Below are 13,062 nucleotides of genomic sequence, written 5' to 3' on the forward strand. Positions count from 1 at the left end.
ACCGCCGCCCGGCGGCGTCCGGGGCCCAGCCCCTCAGCCCCTCAGCCCTTCGCGGGCGAAGCCTTCCCCCCGGGTCCTGCCGTCGCCTTGTCGGAGGCCGCCGCCTTCCGGTCGGTGTCCTCCTCGAAGTCGACCTTGCCCATGTGCCGGTTCATGGACTTCATCAGACCCCAGACCGCCAGGGCCATCACCGCGAAGACGATGAAGCCGAGGACACCGGGGGTGACCTTGTTCTCGTCGACCTCCTTGGCGAGGGGGACGAGGTGCGTCAGTGCCAGGCTCGCGCTCATGTCAGCCATTGTCGCGGATGCCCGCGAAGAGGTCGTCCTCGGGGAGGGACGTATCGACGAGGGACTTCGCGAGCTCGTACTCCTCCGTCGGCCAGACCTCCTTCTGAAGGTCCATGGGCACGCGGAACCAGCCGCCGTCGGGGTCGATCTGCGTGGCGTGCGCGACGAGCGCCTTGTCACGGATCTCGAAGAAGTCGGCGCACGGCACGTGCGTCGTCAGCGTGCGCTCGGTGCGCTCGAACTCGTCCCAGCGCTTGAGCCAGTCCCCGTACGGCGACTCCATCCCGCGGTCCAGCAGGGCGTGGTGCAGCGCCTCGGTGCGCGGGCGGTTGAAGCCCTGGTTGTAGTAGAGCTTCCGCGGCTGGAAGGCCGGGCCGAACTCGGACTCCGGGTACTTCTCGGTGTCGGCCGCACCCTCGAACGCCACCATCGAGATCTTGTGGGTCATGATGTGGTCGGGGTGCGGATAGCCGCCGTTCTCGTCATAGGTGGTGATCACCTGCGGACGGAACGAGCGGATCTTGCGGACCAGCTCACCGGCCGCCTTGTCGACGTCCTCCAGGGCGAAGCACCCCTCGGGCAGCGGCGGCAGCGGGTCGCCCTCGGGCAGACCCGAGTCCACGAAACCGAGCCATTCCTGCTTGACCCCGAGGATCTCGCGGGCCTCGTCCATCTCCTTCCTGCGCACGTCGTGGATGTTCTCCTCGACGTACTTGTCGCCCTGCAGCTTGGGATTGAGGATGGAACCGCGCTCCCCGCCGGTGCAGGTCACGACGAGCACGTCCACCCCCTCGGACACGTACTTCGCCATGGTGGCCGCGCCCTTGGACGACTCGTCGTCGGGGTGGGCGTGCACGGCCATCAGTCGCAACTGATCAGTCAAGACTCAATCCTCAGTAAGTCGGCGCCCCAGTGTGAATCGGCGCGATCTATCAGGGGTCGTCCCGCAGGGACGTCGGCGAGGGGCGGCGGTCGGGTGACGGGTGGGAGCTTCTATAGTGACCGAACCGGGGGGCGAAAAATTCCGGGCCCCTGCCCCGCGCACCCGCCTCGGAGAGGACGATCATGACTACGGTGCAGCTGCCCGAGGGCCGGTACGGTCGCTCCGCGGACGAGCGCGCCGACCACAAGCTCAAGATCATCGGTGCTGTGCTCGGGACGGCTCTGCTCGCGCTGGTCGGCTATTTCGCCTTCCACTACGTGGCCGGCAACAAGATCAGCGGCGAGGTCATCAGTTTCGCCGCGTCGGACTCCGCCGTGAAGGTGCACCTGGAAGTCCGCAAGGACTCGGGCGTCACGGGCTACTGCACGATCCGTTCCCAGGCCGAGGACGGCGCCGAGGTGGGCCGCGCGGACTTCCGCTTCGACCAGGACGCGACCCGCGTCGACAAGGTCCTCACGCTCCGCACGACGGCCACCGGCACGACCGCGGAACTCCTCGGCTGCCACGCGGACTGACCGGTGACCGCGGGGCCGCCCCGCTTCGGTCTTTCTTCACTTCCCTGCCCTGCCCTGCCCGCTCGGAGTCCCGCTCGGCCGTGTGGTCCGCCTGGTCCGCGTCCGCATCGGACCACGCCCGGCGCTGACGGATGCCACTCGCGACAGCTCCGCGCTGACCTGCGTGCACGCAATTCTGAGCGCTTATGTCCTCCCCCTTCGGCCCGTGAATTGTTAGGCTCGTGGTTTCGCCCACCCGAGAAGGAACATTCTTCTGGGTAGGGCGATGCTTTGTATTCCCAGTACCTACGAGGAGCACCTGTGACCCAGACCAGCGAGAACGTCACCTGGCTGACCCAGGAGTCGTACAACCAGCTCAAGGCCGAGCTGGATCACCTGTCTGGTCCTGCGCGCACGGAGATCGCCGCCAAGATCGCGGCCGCGCGCGAGGAGGGCGACCTGCGCGAGAACGGCGGGTACCACGCGGCCAAGGAGGAGCAGGGCAAGCAGGAACTGCGGGTGCGCCAGCTGACCCAGCTCCTGGAGAACGCCAAGGTGGGCGAGGCTCCGGCAGCCGACGGCGCGGTGGCGCCCGGCATGGTCGTGACCATCGCCTTCGACGGCGACGAGGACGACACGCTCACCTTCCTGCTCGCCTCGCGGGAGTACGCGAGCTCCGACATCGAGACGTACTCGCCGCAGTCCCCGCTGGGCTCCGGCGTGAACGGCAAGAGGATCGGTGAGGAAGCCCAGTACGAGCTGCCGAACGGCAAGCTCTCCACGGTGAAGGTCCTCGAAGCCAAGCCGTACGCCGCGTAACGCCGTCCGCGTCCCGGCGGAATTCCGTCCGCCGCGTCGCCGCGTCGTCCTGGCGAGCCCCCGGTGCCCGTGCACCGGGGGTTTCGCCGTGCCCGAGGGCGTACCCAAGGGCGTACCGGAGGACTGTCCCGTACGTGCCGGTGGATCAGCCGTCCGCCTGGCGGTACTTCCGTACGGCCAGCGTCCGGAAGACCACGACGATCAGCACGGACCAGATCACCGAGGCCCAGACGGGATGCTGCATGGGCCAGGCGTCGGACTGCACGACGCCCGGGTTGCCGAACAGCTCGCGGCACGCCTGCACCGTGGCGCTGAAGGGATTCCACTCGGCTATGTGCCGCAGCCAGGGGGTCATCTGACTGGAGTCCACGAAGGCGTTCGAGACGAACGTCACCGGGAACAGCCAGATGATCCCTCCCGAGGTCGCCGCCTCGGGAGTACGCACGGACAGGCCGATCAGCGCTCCGATCCAGGTGAAGGCGTAGCCCAGGAGGAGCAGCAGGCCGAAACCGGCGAGGATCCTTCCGGCGTTGGTCGGATCCGCGGAGCCGGTGCGCCAGCCCACTATCAGCGCGACGATCGCGAGGACGAGCAGGGTGATGGAGGTCTGTACGAGGTCGGCGACGGTGCGGCCGGTCAGCACTGCGCCACGGGCCATCGGCAGGGAGCGGAAACGGTCGACGAGCCCCTTCTGCATGTCGTCCGCGATGCCGGCGGCCGCTCCCGCGGTGGCGAACGTGACGGTCTGCGCGAAGATGCCGGCCATCAGGAAGTCCTTGTAGACACCCGCGTCGGTGGTGCTCCCGATCTGCATCGAACCGCCGAAGACGTAGGTGAACATCACCACGAACATCACCGGCTGGATGATCCCGAACAGCACCATCTCGGGAATCCGGGTCATGCGAATCAGGTTCCGCTTGGCGACGACCAGGGAGTCCCGGACGGACTGGCCGAGGGAACCTCCCGGGGCCGCGGTCCGCACGGCATCGGTGACGGCGCTCATCGGGAGGCCTCCTTCGTGTTCTCGTGGCCCTTGGTGTCGGGGTCGGCGGCCACGCCGTTCCCCTCGTCCTTCTGCTCGGCGAGGTGGCCCGTCAGGGACAGGAAGACGTCGTCGAGGGTGGGGCGGCGCAGGCCGATGTCGTCGATCTCGATGCCGCGGGCGTCCAGCTCGCGGATGACCTCCGCGAGGAGCTTCGCGCCGCCGGTGACGGGCACGGTGAGCCGGCGGGTGTGCTCCTCGACGGTGGTCTCGCCCTTGCCGAAGCCCCGCAGGACCTCGGTGGCGGTCGCGATGTGCTCGCGGTCCTGCACCACGACCTCCACCCGCTCGCCGCCGGTGCGGGCCTTGAGCTGGTCGGAGGTGCCGCGGGCGATGACGCGGCCGTGGTCGACGACGCAGATGTTGTGCGCGAGGTGGTCGGCCTCTTCGAGGTACTGGGTGGTCAGCAGCAGCGTCGTACCGCCCGAGACCAGCTGTTTGATGACCTCCCACAGCTGCTGGCGGTTGCGCGGGTCGAGGCCGGTCGTCGGCTCGTCCATGAACATGACCGGCGGCGAGACGACGAGCGCCGCCGCGAGGTCGAGCCGCCGGCGCATACCGCCGGAGTACGTCTTCGCCGTCCGGTCGGCGGCGTCGGTGAGGTTGAACTGCTCCAGCAGCTCGACCGCGCGGACCTTCGCCTGCTTCGCCCTCATCTGGTAGAGCTGGCCGACCATGTGGAGGTTCTCGCGGCCCGTCAGATACTCGTCGACCGCGGCGAACTGGCCGGACAGGCCTATCGAGCGCCGTACCTCGTTCGGATGCTTGAGGACGTCGATGCCCGCGACGACCGCCTTGCCGCTGTCGGGCCGGAGCAGGGTGGTGAGACAGCGGACGGCGGTGGTCTTGCCCGCTCCGTTCGGCCCGAGGAGGCCGAGGACCGTGCCCTCCGGGACATCGAGATCGACGCCGTCCAGAGCCCTTACGTCGCCGAAGGTCTTCACCAGGCCTTCGGCGTAGATGGCGCCCGGCATGTGAGTCTCCCAAGGGTTGGGGATCAACGGAAAGTATGAGTAAGGCGACTAGTTTCGCCTGCTTTGCCCCGCCCGGCGAGCGAATATCTCTCCCACCCGGACAGTCGCGTGACGAGAGACACACACCATAACGCGATGTATCGCGTCTCCTCAAGCGGTTTTCCGCACTTGCTCTCCCACCCGGATCCCAGCCGGTCCGAACACCGGCACGCGGCCCACGCGGCCACCCCCGATCTCGGTCGAGGGCCGGCCCCGGCCTCAGTCGATGACCGTGTAACCCGCCCGCCGCAGCGCCGAGTTCACCTCGGCGCAGTGCTTCGGCCCCTTCGTCTCCAGGTGCAGCTCGACCTCCACCTCCGTGAGCCCGAGCCGTGGATCGGTCCGTACGTGGCTCACATCGAGGACGTTAGCGTCCACCACTGACAACACCCCCAGAAGTGTGGCCAGGGCGCCGGGCCGGTCCGTCAGCCGCAGCGTGACCGCGAGGTAGCGGCCGTTCGCGGCCATGCCGTGGCGCAGGATGCGCTGCATCAGCAGCGGGTCCACGTTCCCGCCGGACAGCAGCGCGACGACCGGGCCCTCGAAGGTGTCCGGCTCGCTCATGACCGCCGCGACCGGGCTCGCCCCGGCCGGTTCGACGACCAGCTTCGCCCGCTCCAGGCAGAGCAGCAGCGCACTCGACAGCGCGTCCTCGGAGACCGTACGGACCTCGTCCACCAGATCGCCGATGATCCGGAACGGCACGTCGCCCGGCCGCCCGACCTTGATGCCGTCGGCCATCGTCGTCGGGTTCTCGACCGACAGCGGGCGCCCGGCCGCCAGCGAGGGCGGGTACGCGGCCGCGCCCGCCGCCTGCACCCCCACGATCCGTACGTCCGGCCGCAGCGCCTTCACCGCGACCGCGATGCCCGCGGCCAGACCGCCACCGCCGATTCCCACGACGATCGTGCGCACCTCGGGGCACTGCTCCAGGATCTCCAGGCCGACCGTGCCCTGCCCGGCGATGATGTCGGGGTGGTCGAAGGGATGGATGAGGACGGCGCCCGTCTCGGCCGCGTACTCCTGCGCGGCGGCCAGGGTCTCGTCCACCACCGTGCCGTGCGTACGCACCTCGGCGCCGTAGTGCATGGTCGCCGCGACCTTCGGTAGCGGGGCGCCCGCCGGCATGAACACCGTGGAGCGCACGCCGAGCAGCGAGGAGGCCAGGGCGACGCCCTGCGCGTGGTTGCCCGCGCTGGCCGCGACCACTCCGGCGGCCCGTTCCTCGGGAAGGAGCCCGGCGATCCGCACATACGCGCCGCGCAGTTTGAACGAACCCGTGCGCTGGAGGTTCTCGCACTTGAGGTGGACCGGCGCGCCCACAAGGCCGGACAGGTGCCTGCTGCCCTCCATGGCGGTCACCCGTGCCACGCCCGAGAGCATCTTCTGGGCGCCGCGCACATCGTCGAGGGTCACCAGCGGCAAGGAGTCAGCCGTGCGATAGCTCATGACCACCAGTCTCGCAGTTCACACCGTGCCGCATCGGCCGCGACCACCGTCCGAGACCGGTTTGCTCAGCGCCGGTACGGCCCGCCCCCCGTCCGCGTACTCTGTCCCCCAACCCAGCCCCACGCATGAATAGAGCCCCCGGCCATGCCCACAACACCTGGAATGTCGATGGACATGACGACCGTCGGTGACACCGGTCTTCTCGAAACGCTCCAGCACGAGGTCGCGGTGTTCGCCCGCCGTGCCGAACAGACCCGGCTCGGCGGTGTCGGCCAGGTGCGCAACTCGATGGACCGCGCCGCGTACCTGCTGCTCAACCGCCTCGACAAGGAGGGGCCCATGGGCGTCAAGGCACTCGCCGCGAGCATGGGCATCGACTCGTCGACGGTCACCAGGCAGGTGGCCCCGCTGGTCGACACGGGACTCGTCAAGCGCACCTCCCACCCGGAGGACGGGCGTGCCGTGGTGCTGCAGCTGTCGCCGCGCGGACTCTCCCGCCTGGAGGAAGTGCGGTCGTCCAGGCGCCAGTTGATGTCCGAGCTCACCGAGGAGTGGTCGCCCGAGGAGCGCGAGGCGTTCTGCACGCTCCTCACGCGCTTCAACGACGCGCTCTCCACCCGTATGGCCGCGTCGCCGTCCGCGGAGGCCCCGGCACCGTCCTGACCGGCCGGCACGACGCCCACCGGCCGCGTCCACCGCGCCGTGCCGCCGCGTACCGTCTCGTGTCGCCCTCTTGACCAGGGGCCCGTGCCTGGCCTCATATGAGACCGGGCCCCGACGTACGCGGCTGTCCTCGGCGTACGTCTCCAGGGTCCGGTTTCCCACCGTCGGGAGGCGCGGTGCGAGAGCGGCAGGCGTCCCGGAACGCCCGCCGTGCCCGGGAGTTCGAGGCGTTCGTCGCGGGCGCGGCAGGGCGGCTGATGCATGCCGCCACGCTGCTCACCGCGGAGCCCCCGGACGACAACCCGCGCGCGCGGCGCCTGCTCACCGCGGTCCTGGCCCACACGTACGCCGGCTGGGACCGGCTGCACGGCGAGGACCCGTACGACCGGACCCGGCAGTACATGGCCGTGCGCTTCGCGCGCGGGGCCTGGCACGAGTACGGCGGCCTCGGCCGGGCGTACCCGCGGATCCGCCCGCACCCCGGCGGCGTCCTGCGCCGCCTCACCCCCCAGGAACGGCTGATCCTCGTGCTGCGCATGTACGAGGGTGTAGCCGAGGAACAGGCCGCGGCGCTGCTGGGGCTGCCCACGGAGCGCGTACGGGCCATCTGCGCCCGTGCCATGGCCACGCTGCTGCATCCGCCGCGGGAGGCCGCCGCGCCGGTCGCGAAGGTGGTGCCTTCATGAGCCCCGTCAGCCGCATGGAGGCCGAGGTCCGGCGCGTCCTGGAGGAACCGCAGCCGTCCGTACCACCGGAGCTGTTCACGGAGGCGGTCCGCAGGGGCGGGCGGATGCTGCGCCGCCGGACGGCCGCCCGGCGGCTGATGTGGCTGCTGCTGCTCGTGGCCGCCGTGGCCCTCGTGGTGTGGCTGTCGGCCGCCCAGCCGTGGGTGGAGCCGCCGTCGGAGACGACTCCACCGCTGACCGGCTGGTGAGACCGAGGACCGAGGACCGCTTACTGAATCGAGCCGGGCCGAGCTGGGCCGATCGATCAGCCCAGGGCCTGCTTGAGGTCCTCAAGGAGGTCGTCGATGTTCTCGATGCCCACGGAGAGGCGTACGAGATCGGCGGGGACCTCCAGGAGGGACCCGGCCACGGACGCGTGCGTCATGCGTCCCGGGTGCTCGATCAGCGACTCGACGCCGCCCAGGGACTCGCCCAGGGTGAACACCTTGGCGCGGTTGCAGACCTCGACGGCCGCTTCCTCACCGCCCTCGACCTGGAAGGAGACCATGCCGCCGAACGCCCTCATCTGCTTGGCGGCGGTCTCGTGACCGGGGTGCTCCGGGAGGCCCGGGTACAGAACGCGCGTCACGCGCGCGTGCCGGGTGAGCATCTCGGCGACCTTGGTGGCGTTCTCGCTGTGCCGGTCCATCCGGACGGCGAGCGTCTTGATGCCGCGCAGCACCAGCCAGGCGTCCATGGGACCGGCCACCGCGCCCATCGCGTTCTGGTGGTAGGCGAGCTCCTCGCCGAGTTCCTGGTCGCCGACCACGAGGGCGCCGCCGACGACGTCGGAGTGGCCGCCCATGTACTTGGTCAGGGAGTGCACGACGACGTCCGCGCCGAGCGCGAGCGGCTGCTGGAGGTAGGGGCTGGCGAAGGTGTTGTCGACGACGAGCTTCGCGCCGGCCTCGCGCGCGACGTGCGAGAGCGCGGCGATGTCGGTGATGCCGAGGAGCGGGTTGGAGGGCGTCTCCACCCACACGACCTTGGTCTTCGGAGTGATGGCCGCCCGTACGGCCGCGGGGTCGCTGGAGTCGGCGACCGACCACTCCACCCCCCACCGCGAGACGACCTTCGCGAAGAGGCGGAAGGTACCGCCGTACGCGTCATTGGGGATGACCACGTGGTCGCCGGGGCTGAGCAGCGTACGCAACAGGCAGTCCTCGGCCGCCAGTCCTGACGCGAACGCGAGCCCGCGGCGGCCACCCTCCAGGGCCGCGAGATTCTCCTCCAGGGCGGTCCGGGTCGGGTTGGCGCTGCGGCTGTACTCGTAGCCGCCGCGCAGGCCGCCGACGCCGTCCTGCTTGTAGGTGGAGACCTGGTAGATCGGCGGGACGACCGCGCCGGTGAGGGGATCGGCGGTGTTGCCCGCGTGGATCGCCACGGTCTCGAAGTGCTGGCTGATGTGCCTGTCGCTCATGGGCACCGAGGGTAATGCGCTCGCGGGGATCGTGACGGCGGTGGGCGGTGGATGGACGGCGGACGGACGGCAGACGGGTGGCGGACGGGTCGCGGACGGGTCGCGGACGGGTCGCGGACGGGTCGCGGAACGGGTTTTCCACAGGAGTGGCCGCCCTGGTTGGCCAATTGTCGGACCCGTCTGGTTCGCTTGTGCCATGGAGATTCTCTGGGTCCTGATGGCGCTGCTCTTGATCGTGTTCGCCCTCGGACCGATCTTGATGCGCAGGCGTGCCGGTGGTATCCAGCAGGTCGCCCCCGGCGACCCGGACGCCGCCGACCCGGCGAACTACGGCTTCCTGCGCCAGGAGGAGCTGGACATCCGCATGCCCGGCCCCGACGAGGACCTGCTGGAGGTCCTCGATCTGGTGCAGCGCAGCCAGGACTACCGCGCGGCGTCGCAGCTCCTGTCCGGTACGGAGACGGAGGGCGAGCGGCGCTGGCAGCGCGTCCAGGCCTTCGCGGGCGCCGCGTCGCTCGAACTGCAGCAGCGCCCCGGCGGCGTGAGCGACAGCCCCGGCGGGCAGTGGCTGCGGGTGTGGCGGGCCGAGAACCCCAAGGACGCGGGCGGCGCCGCCGTGCACGCGGAGTTCCTGGTGCAGCAGGCGTGGCGTACGTCGTCACCGGGGACGGACGAGTTCCGGATCATCATGGAGGAGGCGCGGGCGGCCTGCGGCGACGCGGCTCTGCTGGCTCCGGGCGACCCGATCCCGTACATCATCGAACTCTCCGTGGCTCGCGGCCTTGCCTACTCGCAGCCGGAGTTCGAGAAGCTCTGGCTGAAGATCCTGGACCGGGCGCCCGCGCACATGGGGGCGCATCTGGCGGCGCTGCACTACTGGTGCGAGAAGTGGCACGGCTCACGGGAGACGGCGTACGCGTTCGCGGAGGCGGCCGCGGCGCGCGCCCCGCAGGGTTCTCTCCTGGCCGCCATGCCGCTCTTCGCGGTCTTCGAGCACCTCCCCGAGGTGAACCTCGTCAGCGGCTTCTACCAGAGCGAGGTCGTGACCAAGGCGGTGCACGGCGCGCTCTTCACGGTCCACTCGGCGCGCTCCGACGACTCGATGCTCGCCCATGTCCGGCATCTGCTGGTGTTCTTCCTGGTCCGCGGCGAGCGCTGGTCGGAGGCGATGAACCAGCTGGTGCACGTCGACGGCCACGTGGGCGCCCTGCCCTGGACGCTGACTCGCGACCCTGCGGCGGACTACGCGATATACCGGGCCCTGGCGGTGGCGGGATACGAGGCGAACGGCGGGAGCCCGGCCACGCTGTCGCACTGAGCGGGCGCCGGCCGGACCCGGGGGCCCCGGCGAAGGGGGCGCGCCTCCTCCGCCGGGGCCGTCGTCCGGAACCAGGCCCTGTCCCCTGTCCGGACCTGGCGGTCAGCCCTCCGCGCGGGCGGGCAGCCGCCATCCCGGGCGCGGGAAGTGACAGGTGTAGCCGTTCGGATAGTGCTGCAGGTAGTCCTGGTGCTCCGGCTCGGCCTCCCAGAAGGGGCCGACCGGCTCGACCTCGGTGACGACCGGGCCCGGCCACAGTCCGGAGGCGTCCACGTCCGCGATCGTGTCCTCGGCGATCCTCTTCTGCTCGTCGTCCACGTAGTAGATCGCCGAGCGGTAGCTGAGGCCGATGTCGTTGCCCTGGCGGTTCTTGGTGCTCGGGTCGTGGATCTGGAAGAAGAGCTCCAGGATCGCGCGGTAATCGGTCGTCGCGGGGTCGAAGAGGATCTCGATGGCCTCCGCGTGCGTGCCGTGGTTGCGGTACGTCGCGTTCGGTACGTCGCCCCCGGTGTACCCGACCCGGGTCGCCGTCACGCCGGGGAGCCGGCGGATCAGCTCCTCCATGCCCCAGAAGCATCCGCCCGCCAGCACGGCCCTCTGTGTCTGCGCAGCCATTGCGGCCCCTCCCATATCTGTCAGCTCGATCACTCGGACTACGCCGCTCGCACACCGGCATTCTGCCCACTCCGCACAACGCGCGAGGGTCCCCGGCGATTCCGGGCGCGGCCGGCAGCAGGGCCTTCAGCAGCTCGGAGCGCTTCCCTCAGGGTCCCTGAGGGTCCCTGAGGGTCCCTCAGGGCGAACGGCCCGGCCCCGGTTCTGGTTCTGGATCCGACCCTGGTGGCGCTACCGCGCAGACGTCCCCGCCCGGGTCGCATCCGTGCCCCAGCTGGCAAGCAGCCGCAGCGCCTCGGCGGAGGCGGACCCCGGCTCCGCGTGGTACGTGGCCATCGACAACTCCTCGTCGTCGACGAGCTTGAAGTTCTCGAAGGAGAGGGTCAGCTCGCCCACGAGAGGATGATGCAGCCGCTTCACCCCGTGGCTCTTCTCCCTGACGTCGTGCGTCGCCCAGAGCCGCCGGAACTCCTCGCTCTTCACGGAGAGCTCACCGACGAGCGCGGACAGCCGGGGATCGTCCGGATGGCATCCGGCGTCCATGCGCAGAAAACTCACCATGTCGGACGCCTTCTGCTCCCACTCCACGAACAGCTCGCGGTACTCGGGCCTGAGGAACACCATCCGCGCCCAGTTCCGCTCCTGCGGCGGCAGCTGCGACCAGTCCCCGAAGACGGCCGCGGCCATCCGGTTCCACACGAGGATGTCCGAGCGCCGCCCCACGACGTACGCGGGCACGTTGTCCAGGGTGTCGATCAGCTCCCGCATCGCCACCCGCACCTGCTGCGGCCGGGCCGACGGCTTCTTCTTGTGCTGCTTGGGCTTCGCCAGATGCGTGAGATGCGCGTGCTCGGCCCCGCTCAGCCGCAGAGCGCGCGCGATCGCGTCGAGCACCTCCGCCGACACGTTCCGTCCGTTGCCCTGTTCCAGGCGTGTGTAGTACGCCACAGACACCCCGGCCAGCTGCGCCAGCTCCTCGCGGCGCAGTCCCGGCACACGGCGGTGCCGCCCGAAGTCGGGCAGCCCCACATCCTCCGGCTTCAGCCGCGCCCGGCGGGTGCGCAGGAACTCGCTGAGCTCGGCGCGCCGGTCCAGCGACTGCCCCAGTTCCTGTCCGGTCACGCCGGTCACGCCGGTGGGCTCCTGCGAGGACTGGTGGTCCGGGTGATCCATACGTCCAGTATTCACGGTCGTACGCATACGAACCTGCCCCCGTCAGTAGTAGGACCACTGGACGTACGAAACACCGGGGTCTGGGTGAAGGGCGGCAGACGGGTCAGGCTGGACGTCGCGCCCGGCCGGAGGCAGGCCGGGCGCAGGACCACGCCTAGGAGAAACACCCGCATGACCACTGTCGCCGCATACGCCGCTCCCGCCGCCAAGGCTCCGCTGGAGCGCACGACCATTGAGCGTCGCCCGGTCGGCGAGCACGACGTCCTCATCGAGATCAAGTTCGCCGGCATCTGTCACTCCGACATCCACCAGGCCCGCGAGGGCTGGGGCGAGGCCATCTTCCCGATGGTCCCCGGCCACGAGATCGCCGGCATCGTCACCGAGGTCGGCTCCGGCGTCACCAAGTTCACCGTCGGCGACCGCGTGGGCGTCGGCTGCATGGTCGACTCCTGCCGGGAGTGCGACAACTGCAAGGCGGGCCTGGAGCAGTACTGCACCCAGGGCAACATCGGCACGTACAACGCCGTCGACCACGCCGGCGAGGTCACGTACGGCGGCTACTCGACGCACATCGTCGTCGACGAGGCCTTCACCGTCCGGATCCCCGAGGGCCTGGCCCTCGACGAGGCCGCGCCGCTGCTGTGCGCCGGCATCACCACGTACTCCCCGCTCAGGCACTGGAACGCAGGCCCCGGCAAGAAGGTCGCGATCCTCGGCATGGGCGGCCTCGGCCACATGGGCGTCAAGATCGCGCACGCGCTCGGCGCGGAGGTGACCGTCNNCTGCGCAAGAAGGACGACGGCCTGAAGCTGGGCGCCGACCACTACTACGCGACCAGCGACCCGGAGACCTTCGAGGAACTGCGTGGCACGTTCGACCTGATCCTCTCCACGGTCTCGGCCCCGCTGGACCTGGACGCGTTCCTGGCCCTGCTCCGGTCGGACGGCGCCTTCGTGAACGTGGGCGCGCCCGAGGAGCCGGTCTCCCTGAACCTGTTCTCGGTGATCGGCGGCCGTAAGACCCTTGCCGGGTCGGGCATCGGTGGCATTCGGGAGACCCAGGAGATGCTGGACTTCTGCGCCGAGCACGGATTGGGCG

General features: G+C 70.1%; 15 protein-coding genes and 1 pseudogene. 8 read left to right on the forward strand and 8 right to left on the reverse strand.

Annotation, left to right across the window (positions count from 1 at the left end; genetic code table 11):
* Positions 1-41: 41 nt before the first annotated feature.
* On the reverse strand, positions 42-299 hold the full coding sequence (locus AOK01_RS08530; RefSeq protein WP_079103264.1) for a hypothetical protein: 258 nt from the start codon (positions 297-299) through the stop codon (positions 42-44).
* Positions 292-1,173, reverse strand: coding sequence for a mycothiol conjugate amidase Mca (gene mca, locus AOK01_RS08535; RefSeq protein WP_079103265.1), 882 nt, complete (start codon positions 1,171-1,173; stop codon positions 292-294). Before mca ends, AOK01_RS08530 begins: the two co-directional genes overlap by 8 nt.
* Positions 1,174-1,355: 182 nt before the next feature.
* Here mca and AOK01_RS08540 point away from each other — a divergent pair, with 182 nt between their 5' ends.
* Positions 1,356-1,748 carry a DUF4307 domain-containing protein gene (locus tag AOK01_RS08540; protein ID WP_055510113.1) on the forward strand — a complete coding sequence of 131 codons (393 nt, stop codon included), beginning with the start codon at positions 1,356-1,358 and terminating at the stop codon, positions 1,746-1,748.
* Positions 1,749-2,048: 300 nt separating this feature from the next.
* Positions 2,049-2,546, forward strand: coding sequence for a transcription elongation factor GreA (gene greA / locus AOK01_RS08545; protein ID WP_055510115.1), 498 nt, complete (start codon positions 2,049-2,051; stop codon positions 2,544-2,546).
* Between the two features lie 145 nt (positions 2,547-2,691).
* On the opposite strand, the gene AOK01_RS08550 is transcribed toward greA, so the two are convergent.
* The 3 genes from AOK01_RS08550 to ilvA form a co-directional block, all read right to left on the reverse strand.
* Positions 2,692-3,549, reverse strand: a complete 858-nt coding sequence (locus AOK01_RS08550; RefSeq protein WP_055510117.1) for an ABC transporter permease — start codon at positions 3,547-3,549, stop codon at positions 2,692-2,694.
* Positions 3,546-4,562 carry an ATP-binding cassette domain-containing protein gene (locus tag AOK01_RS08555; protein ID WP_055510119.1) on the reverse strand — a complete coding sequence of 339 codons (1,017 nt, stop codon included), beginning with the start codon at positions 4,560-4,562 and terminating at the stop codon, positions 3,546-3,548. Before AOK01_RS08555 ends, AOK01_RS08550 begins: the two co-directional genes overlap by 4 nt.
* 258 nt (positions 4,563-4,820) lie before the next feature.
* Positions 4,821-6,050, reverse strand: a complete 1,230-nt coding sequence (ilvA, locus tag AOK01_RS08560) for a threonine ammonia-lyase (protein WP_055510130.1) — start codon at positions 6,048-6,050, stop codon at positions 4,821-4,823.
* A gap of 162 nt (positions 6,051-6,212) precedes the next feature.
* On the opposite strand from ilvA, the gene AOK01_RS08565 reads away from it, so the two are divergent.
* The 3 genes from AOK01_RS08565 (at position 6,213) to AOK01_RS44355 (ending at position 7,647) form a co-directional block, all read left to right on the forward strand.
* Positions 6,213-6,713, forward strand: coding sequence for a MarR family winged helix-turn-helix transcriptional regulator (locus tag AOK01_RS08565; protein WP_190855267.1), 501 nt, complete (start codon positions 6,213-6,215; stop codon positions 6,711-6,713).
* A gap of 176 nt (positions 6,714-6,889) precedes the next feature.
* Entirely contained in the window at positions 6,890-7,399 is a 510-nt protein-coding gene (locus tag AOK01_RS44350) for a sigma factor-like helix-turn-helix DNA-binding protein (RefSeq protein WP_055510120.1), read from the forward strand.
* Complete coding sequence (locus tag AOK01_RS44355; RefSeq protein ID WP_055510122.1) at positions 7,396-7,647, forward strand: hypothetical protein; 252 nt, start codon at positions 7,396-7,398, stop codon at positions 7,645-7,647. The genes AOK01_RS44350 and AOK01_RS44355 overlap by 4 nt, the downstream gene beginning before the upstream one ends.
* Positions 7,648-7,703: 56 nt before the next feature.
* Here the strand turns inward: AOK01_RS44355 and AOK01_RS08580 are convergent, their stop codons facing one another.
* The gene (locus tag AOK01_RS08580) at positions 7,704-8,858 is read right to left on the reverse strand and encodes a cystathionine gamma-synthase (RefSeq protein WP_055510124.1); all 1,155 of its coding nucleotides are present in this window, start codon (positions 8,856-8,858) and stop codon (positions 7,704-7,706) included.
* 196 nt (positions 8,859-9,054) lie between these two features.
* Between AOK01_RS08580 and AOK01_RS08585 the strand changes: the two genes are divergently transcribed.
* The gene (locus AOK01_RS08585; protein ID WP_055510126.1) at positions 9,055-10,176 is read left to right on the forward strand and encodes a hypothetical protein; all 1,122 of its coding nucleotides are present in this window, start codon (positions 9,055-9,057) and stop codon (positions 10,174-10,176) included.
* Between the two features lie 102 nt (positions 10,177-10,278).
* On the opposite strand, the gene msrA is transcribed toward AOK01_RS08585, so the two are convergent.
* Complete coding sequence (msrA, locus tag AOK01_RS08590; protein WP_055510128.1) at positions 10,279-10,791, reverse strand: peptide-methionine (S)-S-oxide reductase MsrA; 513 nt, start codon at positions 10,789-10,791, stop codon at positions 10,279-10,281.
* 231 nt (positions 10,792-11,022) lie between these two features.
* Positions 11,023-11,964: a helix-turn-helix transcriptional regulator gene (locus tag AOK01_RS08595; RefSeq protein WP_079103266.1), complete on the reverse strand. Its 942-nt coding sequence runs from the start codon at positions 11,962-11,964 to the stop codon at positions 11,023-11,025.
* A 171-nt stretch (positions 11,965-12,135) separates the two neighbouring features.
* Here AOK01_RS08595 and AOK01_RS08600 point away from each other — a divergent pair.
* Positions 12,136-12,744, forward strand: a 609-nt coding sequence (locus tag AOK01_RS08600) for an NAD(P)-dependent alcohol dehydrogenase (protein ID WP_245702167.1), incomplete at its 3' end; no start/stop codon positions are given.
* 2 nt (positions 12,745-12,746) lie between these two features.
* Positions 12,747-13,062: pseudogene (locus AOK01_RS44810) on the forward strand (zinc-binding dehydrogenase); the annotation flags it as partial.

Source organism: Streptomyces aurantiacus (assembly GCF_001418335.1).
Taxonomy (GTDB): domain Bacteria; phylum Actinomycetota; class Actinomycetes; order Streptomycetales; family Streptomycetaceae; genus Streptomyces; species Streptomyces aurantiacus.